The organism is Prochlorococcus marinus XMU1419 (genome assembly GCF_017695955.1).
GTDB lineage: Bacteria > Cyanobacteriota > Cyanobacteriia > PCC-6307 > Cyanobiaceae > Prochlorococcus_A > Prochlorococcus_A marinus_AD.
This window is the reverse complement of record NZ_JAAORO010000003.1, coordinates 77,633-94,261: the sequence shown is the minus strand read 5'-3', so window position 1 is coordinate 94,261 and position 16,629 is coordinate 77,633. Positions and strand designations below refer to the sequence as shown.

Here is a 16,629-nt window from a genome sequence, read left to right as displayed (position 1 = left end):
TTTTATTCGACCAATCTAAATCCTTTATCAAGTAGTTTTTGATAAAGGAGTCTTGCTCTAAAAGCTAAAATTTGTTCTTCATTTTCATTACTAATTACATGAAAATAATTATTGTCTAGTTTATTTTTGCTAAAACATACATTTGACTCTCCTAATCTTAAAGTCCAGTTTTCTTCTTTTGCTAAATGCTGATTAGGTCCTAGATCCCAAGGACATTTTTCAGGATATTTTTCTCTTTTAGAGCCCATATTGTTAATTTAAACTATCCAATATTAGTAAAAAATTAAAAGTATGGCTATAGATCCTTGGCATATAATTTTGTCTAAAATTTAGTAAATCCATGTATTATTTACTCTTTAGTCGCAATTAAGCAAAAAAACGGATCTTTATTTAAAAAATTGAACAGGTTATATGAGGTTTTATTGAATTTTTTAATAATTTTTGGTTCATTAAATCCGTTTGTAATTAATACTTTTCTTACATATTTGACTCTCTCTTCCTCAGTAGAGGTAGTCCAAATATTAGGTGCTTTATGCCAAAATGCCCTATTTGAAAAAGCTATTATAAATTTGCCCTCATTAGTCAAAATTCTTACTATTTCTCTAGTTAAATTTTCTGGAAATTGCAAATATTGCCAAGCTGCAACCATTAAACAATAATCAACACTTTCACTATCAAGGGGAATTTCTTGATTCTTATTGAAATTTTGTATCCAAAAGGTATCAAAAATTTTGTTTTTCTCAAGTTCTTGTTTATTTAATCCATGCCCAATAACCTTTTTAAATTTTTTCTCTTCAGGCAAATAACTATCCCAGCTGGACATTAAATCGAGGACAGTAGAATAATCTGAGATTTCTTTTTTATAAACATTTGAAAGATAATGTCTGAAGTTTGCATCTAAGTGATAGACAAATTTTGGGTCAGAATAAAATTCTTCATCATTGCTCTCATCAAGTTTTTTTCTTTGATAACTATTTAAAACTTCCAAAACTAAAAATAATATGAGGTGCTTTAAATTTAATAAATAGATATTCATATTGTGTTTTAGGAATGAATTTTTGAATTAATTAAAGATTTTTAAAAAAACTAGACATCTATTAAAAAAAAGTTAAATTATTAATTAAGAATTTAATTAAAAATGATTAAATTTAAAAGGCCCAAAAAAAGTAGATCTAGAAATGCTCTTTTCAATCCTTATAAAAATGGAATAAGTGAATACGATATGACATATCTTTCATCAAAAAAAGTTTTAAGCAATAAAACCTTTAATTTACAAAATGATTTTCAAAAAGATAATTTAGCTGCATAAATATGCCTTACATTAACATTTCTACTTCAGCAAAAATAGAGGATAAGAAAAAATTACTGAATGAAATCTCAATATTAGTTGCATCTTTAACAAATAAATCAAAAAAATTTGTTATGGCTAAATTAGATGATAATTCCGAAATCTTTTTCGAAGATGAGAGCCCTTGTTGTTTTTTAGAGATTAAGTCAATAGGTTCTTTAAATCCTTCGGAAATGGCAAAGCCAATATCTAATTTTGTATTTGAGAAAATGGGAATTCCAATAGATAAGATTTATATTTCTTTTGTTGATCTTCCTGCTTCAATGTGGGCTTGGAATGGAAGAACCTTTGGTTAAGAATTCTTGAGTTTAAAATTTAATGGAAATAAATAAGTTAGTCGATTTAAACGTTCTTAGAACTGCTCCTCAATTAAACAATATTCAATCAAAAAAAATATTAGAGGAACTAGAAGTAAATATTTTTAATGCTGATTGGATAACAATCGGAATAATGGCATCTTGTGATAATAAAGCTATTAAAGCATTGCAATTAATTACTGAAAAATATTCCTCAATTAAATTTGTAAATTTAGACTCCCTTCATGCTGAAGGAAGTGTTTTTTTAAAAGGTAATCAAAAAACTGGTAATGTTTTTATTAGATCTGAAAATGGTATTGGTGAAGGAATTTTAATAACATGTCAGTATGATTCAGATGCTGATGAATCTAATACTTTTGGGCCATTGCCATTAGATTTCTTTAAATAAAATCAATTTCAAAATTATGTTTTTATTTATGGTTTATTTTTATTACACCTTTTTATCCGATAATAGTTTCAGAAATTAGAGTCGAAAATATTCTCTATTTTTTAAGCTTTGTTATTATATTTAATGGCATTGATCAAAATTATTCCATTCTTTAAAAGTTGATGTTTTTTCAGAATATAATTAAAAATCTAAATAATTTTTGGTCTGAAGAAGATTGTTTAATTATGCAGCCTTACGATACAGAGAAAGGCGCTGGGACAATGAATCCCCATACTTTTCTGAGAGCTATTGGACCGGAACCTTGGTCTGTTGCATATGCTGAGCCATGTAGAAGACCCACTGACGGAAGATTTGGTGATAATCCAAATCGTGCTCAACATTATTTTCAATATCAAGTAATAATTAAACCATCCCCTGACGGGATTCAAGAAAAATATCTTAAATCCTTGGAATCTCTTGGAATAGATCCCATAAATCATGATATAAGATTTGTTGAAGATAATTGGGAGTCGCCAACTCTTGGAGCTTGGGGCGTAGGTTGGGAAGTTTGGTTGGATGGAATGGAGGTTACCCAATTCACTTATTTCCAACAATGTGGAGGTTTAGATTGTAGTCCAATCCCAATTGAAATCACATATGGATTAGAGCGTATTGCTATGTTCTTGCAGAATAAAGAAAGCATTTGGGACTTAAATTGGAACAATCGTTTGAGATACAGTGATATTTGGCTCCAATTTGAAAAAAATCAATGTTCTTATAATTTTAATGAATCAAGTCCTGTTAATCTCAGGAAATTATTTGAAATTTACCAAGATGAGTCACGGATGTTAATTGAAAAGAAATTAACTTACCCTGCCCTTGATTATGTTCTGAAGTGTAGCCATGTATTTAATTTGCTTGATGCGAGGGGAGTTATTTCAGTTACAGATCGTGCCCAATATATTGAGAAGATTCGAAAATTAGCAAGAGATGTTGCATTATCTTGGATTGAGGAAAGAGAATTTTTAGGATATCCCTTAACAAAAAATTAAATTTATTTTCAAGATTTTCTTAGGCATTGGATTTTTTTTAAATACTTTTATAAGTATAAATAGTTACACCCCTTTGATACTTTTAGTATCTTTTTAAATTGTCACTTTAGATACAGTATAAGTATCCCACATAATGATGGGTAATTTTAGTGTGAGGTAAAATGAAACTCTTCCAACAAATGTTGGTAGCAGGGGCGTCTTTGAGCTTGTTAGCTCCAATTACTGCTCAGGCTTCCGAATTTGTCAATATTGAAGAAATGAATAGCTACACTCGTAGCCAAAAAAAATCTTCAAGACTTGACAGTAAAACATTCACTACAAAAATTAGTGAAGATAATACAAGCCTTAAAGGACTTATTAATGGCCTAGAGGTAAAACAAAATCAATTTGAGGCTGGCAGCTTTTCAGATACTACTACCCTAGACGGGAAAGCAGTTATGTTTATTGGAGCTGTTGATGGTGCTGATGAAATAGGTGAGTCTGAAACTGTACAGACTGGTTACACATACACAATGAACCTGAATACAAGTTTTACAGGTGACGATAATCTTTATATACGTCTTAAAGCTGGTGACAATGGTGATGTATGGGATGAAAGATCTACTTACCATATAGAAACCAAAGACACAGGAGATGAATTTAGGGTTGATAAAATGTGGTATACATTCCCTATAGGTGATAAAATTACAGCTTTCGCTGGCCCAAGGATTGAAAATTACTACATGTATATCACTCCTTCTATCTATAAACCAGGTGCACTTAAATCCTTTAAACTTGGCGGAAATAGTAACTTTGGAGCAAGTACCGACGTAGGTTTTGGTTTAAAGTATGAGACTGATTCTGGATTTGGATTTGCAACCAATTTAGTTGATAAGAATGCTGATGCCGCTGCAGGTGGTTTATTGGGTGATAGTAGTGTCAGAAAGTGGGATACACAAATTGCTTATACGGCTGAAAGATGGCACGTTTCAGCATTTCTAACAGATTTTCAAAACTGGACTTCTCACTCATATAACGCTACTACATTAGCTAGACAAGTAGCTTCAGACGGAACAGGTTACTCTTTAAGAGCCTATTGGATGCCGGAAGAATCAGGAACTTCAGTACCTGAAATCTCAGTCGGTTATGACAGTAAGTCTTATGAAGACGTGGTTGCACCAAATAACGTCGAACAGGCAAGTAGTTATATGATCGGACTTACTTGGAAAGATATAATCCAGCCTGATGACAGAATCGGTTTAGCATTCACACAACCTCTTAAAGCTACCGAATTTTTGGAAGGAGCTGAAGGTAATGAAGTTGACCCCTTCATTTGGGAAGCATATTATGCCTTCAAACCAAATGATTCAATGGAAATCAGACCTGCAATTTTTGGTGGAACTGACGTAATGGCTGATGATCAAGACGACATCTTCGGTGTTCTCACAACTGCGACATTCAAATTTTAACTGATTGTTTCACTAACAAATTGCTAACAAAAAAAACACCCTTTATAGGGTGTTTTTTTTACTTTTAAATTAGTAATTTACCAACAATTTTCTCCTTCACCAATGGGGACGCAAACACTTGATTCTTTTGCTTCATCAGCCAATTCTTGAGCTCTAGCATCTAATTTAAAATCGGCCTCTAATGGCATATCAGTGTTCCATTCTTTTAAACCACCTAAATCATTCTCCGAAGCTTTTAGGTCCGTATTTTTAATAGATGAGATAGTAAGGACGCTTGTAGCAGCTAAAAATATTGCTATTGAGCTTTTTTTTTGCATTGAAAATTTCAGAAACAATACTCTTTATTCTAGGTTTAAAAAAAAATTTTTTCTATCTTATGTATAAAATGATTCTTCCCTAGTCTCCTAATACTCTTAGAAGGTTTGAATAAGATTTAAAAATAAGATCTAATTCATCTGATCTACCATTTTTTGCTAAAATTCCTCTCGCACCAGCATCGAGGTCAAACAAATATTCTCTTTCTTCAATACTCTTAACATAACTTTCAATCCATCCAATTAGTACAAGTCTTTCTCCTTTGGTTACCTCTTGTACTGAATGAAGATAAGTGCTTGGGTATATTAATATTTGACCAGCACTAAGTTTGAAATTATTTTGTGAATTAATATCTTCAATAATTAGTTCTCCCCCTTCATATGTATCGATATCACTTAGAAAGACTGTAAAAGATAAATCAGCTCTACCTGAAGACATAAAAGTATTATCTACATGTCGACCATAGTACATTCCCTTTTTAGATTTTGTAAAAATCGTTCCATGTATTTTTTTTGTAAGTGAAAAACTTTTAATTAGTTGATCTCCATTCAATTTATTGATTATGAATTTAGTGAATTTTTTTGATATTTCCGATTCTCTCTTTAGTTGCATATTATTCTTTACTTTAGATGCATGAGTTCCTGCAGTCTTTTTCCCATCTTCCCAATCTTGACTGTATTTATCCAATTCTCTTCTTATCAAATTTATTTCTTCAGTATTCAATAATTGGTGACTTAAATAATTCATATGTAATATAAAAAATGATACATATTGGGGTATAGAAAATGTCTTTTAAAATTCCTGCTGCATTATTAAGTATAAAGTAACCATATATACTAATTTGAAAAATTGCAAAAACTTAAAAAGTTCATCTATTCAGCATTAACATGCTCTATTTTATTGAACAATATACCTGTTAATTCAACACAAAAGGAAGTTAAAGTTTATTCAGGTAGACATTACAATACAGATAGGAGTGTTTATAAAAATTTTGCAGAAGAAACTGGTATTAAAGTTCGACTAATTGAAGCAGCTGGAATATCTTTGATAGAGAGGTTGAAAAGGGAAGGCAAAAATTCCCAAGCTGATTTAATTTTGTTAGTTGATGCAGCTAGAATTACTAATGCAGCAAAAGCAGGATTACTTCAGAGCATTGATTCACCTATCCTAGAAAACAATGTCCCAAATGGATTAAAAGACCCCGATAAGAAATGGTACGCTTTAACGAGAAGAGTTAGAGTTATGGTTGCTAATCCAAAGGTAGTTGATGTAAGTAAAATTAATGATTACACTGATTTGGCACACCCTTCTCTAAAAGGAAAAGTATGTTTAAGGAATAGAAAAAGTCCTTATAATCAATCGTTAGTCTCTAATCAAATAATTAACAAGGGTGAAGAAGCTACAAAAAATTGGCTTAGTGGGATGATTTCAAATGTTTCACAACCTTTTTTCCCAGGAGATATTTCGATTGTTAGAGCAGTTTCTAAAAGAAAGTGTGGTGTGGGAATTGTAAATCATTACTATGTTGCCAGAATGTTAGCAGGGGTAAATGGAAGAAGGGATGCTTTATATGCAAAAAAAACAAAGGTACTTACTCCTAACCCTGCGCATATAAATATTAGTGCGGGTGGAATTGCGAAATATGCAACAAATAAAAATGAAGCAATTAAGTTGCTTGAATACTTAGCCTCTCCAGCAGGAAGTACAGGTTTAGCTGCTCCAACTTTTGAACATCCTTTGAAGGAAGTTAATCAAAATCAAATAGTAAAAAACTTTGGAGAATTTACACCTGATAACATTGCTATGGAAGAACTTGGAGAAAAAAATTCACTTGCAATTAAAATGATGAAAGACGCTGGTTGGGATTAAACTAACTATTAGTTAAAGTAAGGATTGCCTATATATATTTACACATAGTTTTTGAATTATGGAGAGGTGGCTGAGTGGTCGAAAGCGAACGACTCGAAATCGTTTAATAGTTAACTATTCGTGGGTTCGAATCCCACCCTCTCCGCATTAAAAATCTACCCAAATGATAAATGACTTCAAAGATAGAAGGTTGGTCTAATCGCCAAAAAGATACAGGATGGGGGTATGCTTTTGCTCATTGGATACCATTCGTCTGGATCTATTATGCGATTACAAGACGAACAATTACTCCTTTCCTTTATCAAACTTGCGGAGCATTTGTTATTGGATTCAGCATCGGATTTGTATCTGCCATAGTTAATCCAAATGTCGAAGATGAGACAGTTGAAAATCTAGCTTCACTTGGCGCATTAATTGGATCGCCATTACTTGTTAAAAAAGGTGTTGATCAATCGCGCTTATTTGCTAAGAGTAAATTAACTAATTAATTCTTCAAAATGTTTTGTAGAAATAGTTTTTACCTAGGTGATTTGTGTTTTGGAATGTGTTACGAGATTCTCAATTATGAGTTGATTTATGATTCATTGTCGACGCTATAATTGAAAATTTCTCTTCAATTCAATGTTTAAGCTCTCCAAATTTTTAGTGTTTAAGTTTTCATAAGTGAATGATAATTTAAAACATTTTGAATACTGATATTTAGATAAGTTTTTCTATTTTTTCTTATGATAATATTTAAAAAAAACTGAAATGAATAATAAAGGTGAAGCGCTTACTCAAAATAGAATTGGATTTGAGAAACTAAATATAGCGTTAGGTGCTCTTTACAAAGAGTGGTATCAACTCATATCGCAAAAACTTTCTAATTCAGAGGGCATGAACCTTGAATTAGGGTGCGGTGCAAGTTTTATAGAGAAAGTAATTAAAAACATAAAAAAATCAGATGTTTTCTTAAATACAAACACTGACTTAAAAATAGATGCGATGGAGGTAGGATTGAAATTTGAAAATAAAATATCAAACTTGATTTTAGTTAATGTTTTTCATCACATAAGTAATCCTGAATTATTTTTAAGGTCGGCAGAAAAATCTCTTGTTTCAGGAGGAAGAATAATTATGATTGAACCTAGCAATAATATTTGGAGTAGATTGATTTATAAATTGGTTGGACATGAAAAATTTGATACAAAACAAAAAACTTGGGAATTTGAATCAAATGACCCACTATTAGATTCAAATCAAGCACTCTCATGGATAATTTTTCAAAGAGATCATAAAAAATTTAAAAAATTATTTCCTAAATTTTCTCTTCTCAAAAAGAAAAGTATTATGCCTTTATCTTATTTGTTGAGTGGAGGACATAGTTATAATTCAAAAGTTGGTGAAAATTTTATAAAAAAAATTAGAAAACTAGAAAGAATGTTTTTTGATAATAAATTTGGAATATTTGATCTCATATGCATAGAAAAGATCTGAATTTTAAATCAATCATTATTAAGGTCCTTTTCATATATTTAGGGGTTTATATTGTGGCATTAATACTTAGATATAATTATGATTTTGAATCTTTATTAAGTAATTTTCAATATACATATTTGATATTGATGAATTTGATCTCTATATCTCTTGGTTTACCATTAGCAATTATTTTTGACATTATATTAATAAAGTTTTTTGGTTTATATTATGTTTTATTTTTTTCCCCTTTATTAACATTTTTAGGAATAGTTCAAATTTTGATTTTAAGGAAAATTAATTTTAAGCTTACTAGTAACAAATTATTTTTTAAATATCCTAGAAATAATAACCTATATAAATTTTTTGAAAAAGTTTCTTTTAAACCTCTCTATATTTTATTAATAAGAACTTTCCCTATTTTACCTTTTTTCTTAGGTAGTTATTTTATTGCCTTTTCCAAAAGTAAAATAAGAGCAATTTTAATAAATTCATTTTTGGGTTCATATTTTTATTATCTTTTGCTTTTTCTAATAATTGGGAAAGCTTAAGCTGCTTTAGAGAAATCCAATGATTAATATCTTATTTGTAATTCTAGAAAATTTATGTTTCCCAAAAGGGGTCCGTAGTTAAAGAAACACTTAACTCACATTTTCTATTACTTTTAACATCACTTATGCAAGCCCTTATCGTCTTACCATTTACATCAATTTCACAGGCGCCGCAACTTCCAGTCAAACAGCCTGAAGGAATTTCTAAACCTGCTTTTTTTGCTGTAGAGAACCAATCGTCCCCTTCTAAAGCATAGGTCTCAAGATTATTTGGCCATTTGATTTTAATTTTCATTTTTTTAACTTAATAAAAAACCGATATTTAAATGTTTATGAAACTCATTCGCAAGTTTATTAATAATCGAATCCCTTTTGATTTTATAAGATATTGATTTTTCATTTAATATTGGTAGATTTCTGTTTCTTCTTATTAAATTTATGTATTGATCTCTCCATTTATCATTTTCAAATATCCCATGGATGTATGTACCCGCAACAGTACCCCCTTCTTTGTTCTCTTTGTACCAACCAAGGTGTAAGTCTTTGAAAATAGAGTTTATCTTTAGTGAACTTTGCATGTTTTCAAATTCAGTTTGCCCATTATGAATTTCAAATCCATTAATTTTTGATCGGCATGGCCATACAGATTCCGATTTAATTTGACGTGTTAGTTTTTTTTCAAAGAAAGTGGTTTTTAGTGGTAGTAATCCAATCCCTTCAATTTTTTGTTCAGAATAGCTTTTGGAACCCTCTTTAAAAAAAGGATCTTCAAGTGTTGTTCCTAACATTTGTAAACCTCCGCAAATTCCAATAATATTCCCCCTTTTTTTTGAATAATTCCTTATATCCTGGGATAATCCAGTCTTTTCAAGAAATATTTGATCTTTAATAGTTTGTTTACTTCCTGGAAGAATAATAAAGTCATATTTTTTTAAGTTTTGTGATTCTCGTACCCATTCGATTAATATTGATTTTTCATTTTCTAAAGGATCAAAATCTGAAAAGTTGCTTATAGATGGTAATTTTATGATCCCAACTTTAATCTCTGGATTTGAGGTACGTGATTTTTTTTCTAATAAATCTAGGGAGTCTTCGGGCGGAAAAGAATCATTTAACCATGGAATAATTCCAATAACGGGTATTTGAGTCTTATCTTCAATCCATTTTTTCCCTTTTTCAAATAATGAAAGGTCTCCTCTGAATCTATTTATAATTATTCCCTTAATGAGTTTTCTTTCTTCAGGTTCCATTAATTCTAGTGTTCCTATAATCTGAGCAAAAACGCCCCCTCTTTCAATATCGGTAACTAAAATGCAATTCGCTTTTAAATACTTAGCAATTCTTAAATTAGTAAGATCTCTATGAATTAAATTCATTTCTACTGGACTACCTGCTCCTTCAATAATTAATCGACAATTTGGAGTTTGTTTATAAATTGAAGCTAAACTTTTTTTAATTACTTCCCATCCTGGAATAAACCAGTCTTTGTAGTAATTTTGTGCGGTTGTTGTTCCTACACTTTTGCCAAGATGAATCACTTCGCTTATTGAGTTGCCTTGTGGTTTTAATAAAATGGGATTCATCTCTGAAGAAGGATTTATACCACAAGCAAAAGCTTGTAGGGCCTGTGAATATGCCATCTCTCCCCCATTCCAATCAACCCAAGCATTGTTACTCATATTTTGTCCTTTAAAAGGTATTGGATCTTCACCCAAATTTTTAAGAATTCTGCAAATAGCCGTAACTGTTAATGATTTACCTGCTCCACTGGATGTTCCTAAAATCATTATTGGTTTCTTTATTGTGTTTAATTTGGCTTCTAGATTCATTCGTAATTTATATTAATTTTGAAATTTATTAATTAGTAAATTGAATTATAATTTGATAAAAAATTTGTGTTAATTCTAGCCTCTGCTTCACAATCTAGAAAGAAATTACTTGAAAATTGTCAAATTGAGTTCTTTCAAATATCAAGTAATTTTGATGAGTCTTCAATTAAAGAAAGAAATATATACAAGTTGGCTTTAGAATTATCTTTTCAAAAGGCTTATACTTTATCTGAAAATATTCAAAAAATATTATTGCCTGAAGAATTTAAATATGGTTCTTTGGAAATCCTGGGATGCGATTCAATTTTTGAATTTAAAGGAGAAGCTTATGGAAAACCATCTAATAAAGAAGAAGCATTACTTAGATGGAAAAGAATGTCTGGAGAATTTGGATATTTACATACAGGTCATACTCTTATAGTTGGGAACTTCGATTCAACTTCAAATCTTTTAAAAATCACTGAAATAATAAAAAAAACGGTAAGTTCAAAAGTTTATTTTTCTAAGTTGGAAGATCGGGAAATAAATAGCTATATAGATACAAATGAACCTTTATATTGCGCCGGAGGATTTGCTCTTGAAGGTATTGGTGGAAAATATATAGAAAAAATAGAGGGATGTTTCAGTAACGTAATGGGGTTAAGTTTGCCTTGGCTCAGAAAAAATTTATATAAATTAGAAAATTGATAAAAAAAAACCCTATCTTTTGATAGGGCTTTTTTTATGGATTAGAGATTAATCTAAATCTGGCATTTCTAGAGCTGGCTCACTCTTTCTGTCGATTCCTTTTTCGAAACCAGCAGCGGCTGCTCTAGCACGTCCAGCATGCCAAAGGTGACCGATGAATGTAAACCATCCTAGGAAGAATTGAGCTGCAGCTAACCATTGTCTTAAATTAACAAAGTTAACAGCATTAGGCTCTGTAATAATTCCACCAACAGAGTTGATAGAAGCGTTAGGAGCATGAGTCATATATTCAGCAGCTCTTCTTACCTGCCAAGGCTGAATATCATTTTGAATTTTCTCAAGGCTTAATCCGTTAGGACCTCTTAAAGGCTCTAACCATGGACCTCTGAAATCCCAAAATCTCATTGTTTCACCACCAAATATAATTTCACCTGTAGGAGATCTCATGAGATACTTACCTAAACCAGTTGGTCCCATTGTTGAACCTACGTTAGCTCCAATTCTTTGGTCTCTCACAAGGAAAGTAAAGCTTTGTGCTTGCGAAGCTTCAGCATTTGTTGGGCCATAAAATTCTGATGGGTAAGCAGTGTTATTAAACCAGATGAATGTTGATGCAATAAAACTTGCAACACAAATTCCACCAAGCGCATAACTTAATAGTCCTTCACCATTCCAAATAAATGCTCTTCTGGCCCATCCGAATGGTTTGGTAAAGATGTGGAATATTCCTCCAATAATTGCAGTTACACCCACGTAAACATGTCCACCAACAATGTCTTCAATGGAGTTAACTCCAATTATTGAACCGGCTCCTCCCCATGGAGACCTGAATAGGTAACCAAGAATAACTCTTGGATCTAGGGTTGGATTAACAAGTCTAACTTCACCACCACCAGGCGCCCATGTGTCATATGCACCGCCGATAAAACACCAGTTTATTGACCATGCTAATGCACCTACACCTAAAACAATCAAATGATATCCTAGGATATTTGTCATTTGATTCTTATCTCTCCAATCAGTTGAGAAAAATGGGAAATCCTCTTCAAGTTTTTCTGGACCTGCTAATGAATGGTAAATACCTCCAAAACCAAGAACAGCAGAAGCTATCAAATGAACCACGCCTGCCTGGAAGAAAGGCATGATATCTATAACTTCACCACCAGGGCCAATGCCATAGCCAAACATCGCAACGTGTGGCATACAGATAAGACCTTGCTCCCACATTGGTTTATCAAAAGTAAAATGATTAACCTCAAAGAGCATCATTGCTCCCGCCCAAAAGACAATTAGTCCAGAGTGAGCAATGTGAGCTCCTAATAAACGTCCAGATAGATTGATTAATCTAGCGTTACCTACATACCAGGCATAGCCAGTTTCCTCAATACTTTGGTTTGGAGCTCTTAATAAATTATTAAAGGGCGTTTCCACGTGGAAGAACCTCCTCAGGGAATACAAAGTTTTCGTGTGGTTGATCCACAGAAGACATCCATGCTCGCATACCTTCGTTCAAAAGTATATTTTTTGTATAGAAAGTTTCAAATTCTGGATCTTCTGCTGCACGGATTTCTTGGCTTACGAAATCATAAGCTCTTAAGTTTAGTGCTAAGCCAACAATACCAATTGAAGATGTCCACATACCCATAACAGGTACAAATAACATCAAGAAATGTAAGAAACGCTTGTTTGAGAAAGCAATACCGAAGATTTGACTCCAGAATCTATTTGCTGTAATCATTGAATAAGTTTCTTCTTCTTGAGTTGGGTCAAAAGCTCTAAATGTTGAACTTTGAACCTTACCATCTGTATAAATACTTGTGTCTTCATACAAAGTATTTTGTACTGTAGCTCCATGGATAGCGCAAAGTAGAGCACCACCAAGAATTCCAGCAACACCCATCATGTGAAACGGATTTAGAGTGATATTGTGAAAACCTTGAATGAACAGAATGTAACGGAAGATTGCTGCAACACCAAATGAAGGTGCGAAAAACCAACTATGCTGTCCTAAAGGATAAATAAGGAAAATACTTGTGAATACTGCAATTACTGCTGAGAATGCTAATGCGTTGTATGGTCTAATTCCAACAAGGCCAGCAATTTCAAACTGACGAAGCATAAAACCAATTAGGCCAAATACTCCATGTAATGCAACGAAGTTCCAAAGTCCACCAAGTTGTAGCCATCTTACGAAACTACCTTGGGCTTCAGGACCCCATAAAAATAGAAGACTGTGTCCCATGGCATCGCCAGGGGTGCTTACAGCTGCTGTTAAAAAGTTACAACCTTCAAGGTATGAGCTTGCAACTCCATGTGTGTACCAAGAGGTAACAAATGTTGTTCCGACGAACCAACCACCTATAGCAAGATATGCACAAGGAAGTAGAAGTAGTCCGGACCAACCAATAAATACAAAGCGGTCGCGCTTCAACCAATCATCGAGGACATCAAACCATCCTCTTTGTGGGGCGCTACCAACTGCGATCGTCATGAGAAATCGTTTTTAGCTTCGGGATACGCAGTGACTGTAACAAAGATTGAGAGTAATGTGGGGAAATATTTGTATATCTGAAATGCCTTGTAAAGCTTTCCTGACTTTTTTATTAAAAATTAGGTAAGAATACTCCCTTAGTTTGTTAAATTATCTGAATTAGGCTCTAAAAAAAGATAAAAATGAATTCAGACCTCACGTCATTCGATAAAATCGAACAAAAAATTGGTGGATCAAGAAAAATTTCAAATTATATTATTGGAGGAATGTTGACTATAGGAGGTATTGGATTCCTTTTGGCTTCTGTATCTAGCTATACAGGAAGGGATCTTTTACCTTTAGGAAATCCTTCAAGTTTATTGTTTATACCTCAAGGAATAATAATGGGAGCATACGGAGTAATTGCAAATTTATTGAATTTTTACTTATGGTATTTGGTTTACATAAACTTTGGTTCAGGAAGTAATTCTTTTGATAAATCATCAAAATCTGTAGAAATAAAAAGAAAAGGTTTATTTAAAGACATTGAAGTTAAATTAAATTTCGATGAAATTAAATCAGTTAAGTTGGACATAAGTGAGGGATTTAATCCTAGAAGGAGAATTGCATTAGTACTAAAAGGTAGAAAAAAACCTCTCCCCCTTAGTGGAGCAGGTGAACTTAAACCACTACTTCAAGTTGAAGAAGAAGGAGCTCGTCTAGCTAAATTTTTGAATGTTAATTTGGAGGGTTTAAAATAAAATTTCCATTAAAAGCATTATCTTTAATTAATGTTTTATTTTTAATATCAGCATGTAGTTTTAAAAATAAGATTGATTCAAATTATTACTGCCAAAAACTTAAATTAAGGTGTATTGCAGATAACAAAGTGATATCTTTTGTGACTTCAAAAGGTGAACTTGAGGTTAAGTTATATGGTAAAGATAACCCAATAACAGTATCAAACTTTCTGGAAAATATAGAAAAAAAATTTTACTTAAATCAAAAATTTTACAAAGTCATCAACTACCCCCAAGTAAGTTTTATTATGGGTGGTATTAATCCGAAAAATAAATTTTATCCTGAAAGAAATCTAACCTTGAACAAGAGAAGTTTATCAATACCATTAGAGATTAAATTCAAAGAAGAAAAAAAACCAAGATATAATTATCAAATAAAAAATCCTTTTGAATTAGAAAACTTAATTTATACCTTTGAGAAAGGTTCAATTGCTATGGTTAAAAGTGGAAAGAATAAGTCCTCATCTACTGAATTTTTTTTTGTAACGGATAAAATACCAGAACTAGACGGTAGATATTCAATTTTTGGGAAAATTATAAAAGGTTTTGATGTACTTGAAAAAATTAAGAAAGAAGATCTAATAATTGGAGTAAAAATACATAATTAAATTTCTAGAGAATATTTATTTATTTTTAACATTTCTGTATTAACTCCTGAAGAGCGCTTAAGAGCCACCTTGCCAGTTCTCGCTATTTCAAGAATTCCATAAGGTTCGAGTAATTTCTCTAAAGCAACTAACTTCCCAGGATCCCCAACCACTTCTAGGGTTAGGGCTATATCTGATACATCAACAACTTTTGCACGGAATATTTGAACTAAATCTAAGATATTACTTCTTGTATCTTCCTTTGATGAAACTTTTAGTAACATCAATTCCCTCTCAACAGCTGCCATATTTGTAAGATCCACAACTCCAAGAACATTAAATAATTTATTGAGTTGCTTAGTCATCTGTTGAAGAGTTTCATCGTCACCTTCTACTACCATAGTTAGTCTTGAAATTCCTTTAGTTTCTGCTGGACCAACAGCGAGGCTATCTATGTTAAAGCCCCTTCTCGCAAAAAGTCCTGAGATTCTACTTAAAGCTCCAGATTCGTCTTCAACGAGAACTGATAATGTATGTTTCATATTTTAAAAGGTTTTTAAATCTCTAATCCATTCGTATGAGATTTTATTGAATACTGAAGGATCTTCATCATGTATACAATGCCCTGAGTTGGATACTATTTTTAATTTTACCCATCTGTAGAAATTTGCAATCTTTTTACCAAGAAACAAAGGTATGAAATTATCCTTGTCGCCCCAAATTAATAAAAAAGGAACTTTTTTTGAAGCACTAAGTTTTCCTAAAAGGTAGGAGGCTTTTAACTTTTCATCTCTCGAAGACATTCCAATACACATTGCTCTTAATGATCTTGCTGAAGTCCTCCTTAAAACTGGCTTCGTTACTAAATCTATTAGTTCACGATCAATGTTGTCTTTTTTAAAATAGGCAGAATTAAGACCCAGTCTAATAACCCTTAGTTTGGTTATTAAAAATAAAATAATCTCTAGAGGGAAAAATATAAAAAATATAGTTATGAATTTATCATTGAAATTTTTTAATAATGGTTTATCTATTATTTTAGTTTTTTTATTTTCTTGAATTTGATCTGGTAAAGGTGATGCAATAACTGTTGCAATCTGGTCTTCTAATGAAACAGCACATGTTAAAGCCACTAATGATCCAAGAGAATTGCCAATTAGGATTACTTTTTTAGTACTCTTTGGTCTGATGACCTGCGCAATAAAATCTCTAACTTGATTACACCAAATCTCATTATTTAGTTTTCCAATTTGTCTTATACCAGGTTGATCTGAATCCCCAAATCCTAGTAAATCTAATGAATATGCGGCATAATTCTTTTTCGCAAAATATCCTAAATTGTTTCTCCAATGTTTTCTACTAGCACCAAATCCATGGAGAAATATAATTGGAATTTCATTTTCTTCGCCTACAGCATTCCAACAAATTTTAAAACCATTCCAAATCCAGTAATTAGTAAAGTTAATATTTTCTTTTTTTTGATTATTTTCCATATGTTCAAAAATTTTCAAGATATTTGCATTATCTACTTTTT

21 protein-coding genes and 1 tRNA gene are annotated in these 16,629 nt (G+C 31.8%); 12 read left to right on the top strand and 10 right to left on the bottom strand.

The genetic code is table 11. From position 1 onward, the window contains the following. Window positions 1–2: 2 nt before the first annotated feature. The gene (locus HA151_RS06610) at window positions 3–248 is read right to left on the bottom strand and encodes a hypothetical protein (protein ID WP_209106694.1); all 246 of its coding nucleotides are present in this window, start codon (window positions 246–248) and stop codon (window positions 3–5) included. 101 nt (window positions 249–349) lie between these two features. Then, entirely contained in the window at window positions 350–988 is a 639-nt protein-coding gene (locus HA151_RS06605) for a methyltransferase domain-containing protein (protein WP_209106693.1), read from the bottom strand. 150 nt (window positions 989–1,138) lie between these two features. On the opposite strand from HA151_RS06605, the gene HA151_RS06600 reads away from it, so the two are divergent. The 5 genes from HA151_RS06600 (at window position 1,139) to HA151_RS06580 (ending at window position 4,532) form a co-directional block, all read left to right on the top strand. Beyond that, window positions 1,139–1,309, top strand: coding sequence for a hypothetical protein (locus HA151_RS06600; protein ID WP_209106692.1), 171 nt, complete (start codon window positions 1,139–1,141; stop codon window positions 1,307–1,309). 2 nt (window positions 1,310–1,311) lie between these two features. Next, window positions 1,312–1,644 (top strand): phenylpyruvate tautomerase MIF-related protein, encoded by a 333-nt coding sequence (locus tag HA151_RS06595; protein ID WP_209106691.1) that lies wholly within the window; start codon window positions 1,312–1,314, stop codon window positions 1,642–1,644. A 22-nt stretch (window positions 1,645–1,666) separates the two neighbouring features. Next, window positions 1,667–2,053 (top strand): DUF1824 family protein, encoded by a 387-nt coding sequence (locus HA151_RS06590; RefSeq protein WP_209106690.1) that lies wholly within the window; start codon window positions 1,667–1,669, stop codon window positions 2,051–2,053. A gap of 161 nt (window positions 2,054–2,214) precedes the next feature. Continuing rightward, window positions 2,215–3,084: a glycine--tRNA ligase subunit alpha gene (glyQ, locus tag HA151_RS06585; RefSeq protein ID WP_209106689.1), complete on the top strand. Its 870-nt coding sequence runs from the start codon at window positions 2,215–2,217 to the stop codon at window positions 3,082–3,084. 161 nt (window positions 3,085–3,245) lie between these two features. After that, the gene (locus tag HA151_RS06580; RefSeq protein WP_209106688.1) at window positions 3,246–4,532 is read left to right on the top strand and encodes a porin; all 1,287 of its coding nucleotides are present in this window, start codon (window positions 3,246–3,248) and stop codon (window positions 4,530–4,532) included. Window positions 4,533–4,609: 77 nt separating this feature from the next. Here HA151_RS06580 and HA151_RS06575 read toward each other — a convergent pair whose 3' ends face one another. Together HA151_RS06575 and HA151_RS06570 are read right to left on the bottom strand one after the other, a co-directional pair. Next, window positions 4,610–4,849, bottom strand: coding sequence for a hypothetical protein (locus HA151_RS06575; protein WP_209106687.1), 240 nt, complete (start codon window positions 4,847–4,849; stop codon window positions 4,610–4,612). A 79-nt stretch (window positions 4,850–4,928) separates the two neighbouring features. Beyond that, window positions 4,929–5,594: a Fe2+-dependent dioxygenase gene (locus HA151_RS06570; RefSeq protein WP_209106686.1), complete on the bottom strand. Its 666-nt coding sequence runs from the start codon at window positions 5,592–5,594 to the stop codon at window positions 4,929–4,931. 102 nt (window positions 5,595–5,696) lie between these two features. Between HA151_RS06570 and HA151_RS06565 the strand changes: the two genes are divergently transcribed. From HA151_RS06565 to HA151_RS06550, 4 genes are all read left to right on the top strand, one after another. Next, on the top strand, window positions 5,697–6,716 hold the full coding sequence (locus HA151_RS06565; protein ID WP_209106685.1) for an extracellular solute-binding protein: 1,020 nt from the start codon (window positions 5,697–5,699) through the stop codon (window positions 6,714–6,716). A gap of 60 nt (window positions 6,717–6,776) precedes the next feature. After that, window positions 6,777–6,861 (top strand) — tRNA-Ser (locus HA151_RS06560). Window positions 6,862–6,886: 25 nt separating this feature from the next. Further along, a complete protein-coding gene (locus tag HA151_RS06555) occupies window positions 6,887–7,204 on the top strand; it encodes a hypothetical protein (RefSeq protein ID WP_209106684.1) in 318 nt (105 codons plus the stop codon). 262 nt (window positions 7,205–7,466) lie between these two features. After that, a complete protein-coding gene (locus tag HA151_RS06550; RefSeq protein ID WP_209106683.1) occupies window positions 7,467–8,192 on the top strand; it encodes a hypothetical protein in 726 nt (241 codons plus the stop codon). A gap of 582 nt (window positions 8,193–8,774) precedes the next feature. On the opposite strand, the gene HA151_RS06545 is transcribed toward HA151_RS06550, so the two are convergent. Together HA151_RS06545 and HA151_RS06540 are read right to left on the bottom strand one after the other, a co-directional pair. Next, window positions 8,775–9,017 (bottom strand): 2Fe-2S iron-sulfur cluster-binding protein, encoded by a 243-nt coding sequence (locus tag HA151_RS06545; RefSeq protein ID WP_209106682.1) that lies wholly within the window; start codon window positions 9,015–9,017, stop codon window positions 8,775–8,777. A gap of 4 nt (window positions 9,018–9,021) precedes the next feature. Beyond that, entirely contained in the window at window positions 9,022–10,551 is a 1,530-nt protein-coding gene (locus HA151_RS06540; RefSeq protein ID WP_209106681.1) for a cobyric acid synthase, read from the bottom strand. Between the two features lie 66 nt (window positions 10,552–10,617). On the opposite strand from HA151_RS06540, the gene HA151_RS06535 reads away from it, so the two are divergent. Further along, on the top strand, window positions 10,618–11,238 hold the full coding sequence (locus HA151_RS06535; protein WP_209106680.1) for a nucleoside triphosphate pyrophosphatase: 621 nt from the start codon (window positions 10,618–10,620) through the stop codon (window positions 11,236–11,238). Between the two features lie 48 nt (window positions 11,239–11,286). Here the strand turns inward: HA151_RS06535 and psbC are convergent, their stop codons facing one another. Together psbC and psbD are read right to left on the bottom strand one after the other, a co-directional pair. Continuing rightward, window positions 11,287–12,669, bottom strand: coding sequence for a photosystem II reaction center protein CP43 (psbC, locus tag HA151_RS06530; protein ID WP_209106679.1), 1,383 nt, complete (start codon window positions 12,667–12,669; stop codon window positions 11,287–11,289). After that, window positions 12,653–13,729, bottom strand: coding sequence for a photosystem II D2 protein (photosystem q(a) protein) (gene psbD, locus HA151_RS06525; protein WP_002807316.1), 1,077 nt, complete (start codon window positions 13,727–13,729; stop codon window positions 12,653–12,655). The genes psbC and psbD overlap by 17 nt, the downstream gene beginning before the upstream one ends. 182 nt (window positions 13,730–13,911) lie before the next feature. Here psbD and HA151_RS06520 point away from each other — a divergent pair, with 182 nt between their 5' ends. Together HA151_RS06520 and HA151_RS06515 are read left to right on the top strand one after the other, a co-directional pair. After that, window positions 13,912–14,469, top strand: a complete 558-nt coding sequence (locus HA151_RS06520; RefSeq protein WP_209106678.1) for a photosystem I assembly protein Ycf4 — start codon at window positions 13,912–13,914, stop codon at window positions 14,467–14,469. Between the two features lie 140 nt (window positions 14,470–14,609). After that, complete coding sequence (locus tag HA151_RS06515; protein ID WP_348535622.1) at window positions 14,610–15,116, top strand: peptidylprolyl isomerase; 507 nt, start codon at window positions 14,610–14,612, stop codon at window positions 15,114–15,116. Here HA151_RS06515 and ilvN read toward each other — a convergent pair. Both ilvN and HA151_RS06505 read right to left on the bottom strand, forming a co-directional pair. Next, window positions 15,113–15,637, bottom strand: coding sequence for an acetolactate synthase small subunit (ilvN, locus tag HA151_RS06510; protein WP_209106677.1), 525 nt, complete (start codon window positions 15,635–15,637; stop codon window positions 15,113–15,115). The two genes, HA151_RS06515 and ilvN, sit on opposite strands and share 4 nt — an antisense overlap. Before the next feature lie 3 nt (window positions 15,638–15,640). After that, window positions 15,641–16,588: an alpha/beta fold hydrolase gene (locus HA151_RS06505; protein ID WP_209106676.1), complete on the bottom strand. Its 948-nt coding sequence runs from the start codon at window positions 16,586–16,588 to the stop codon at window positions 15,641–15,643. Window positions 16,589–16,629 lie beyond the last annotated feature (41 nt).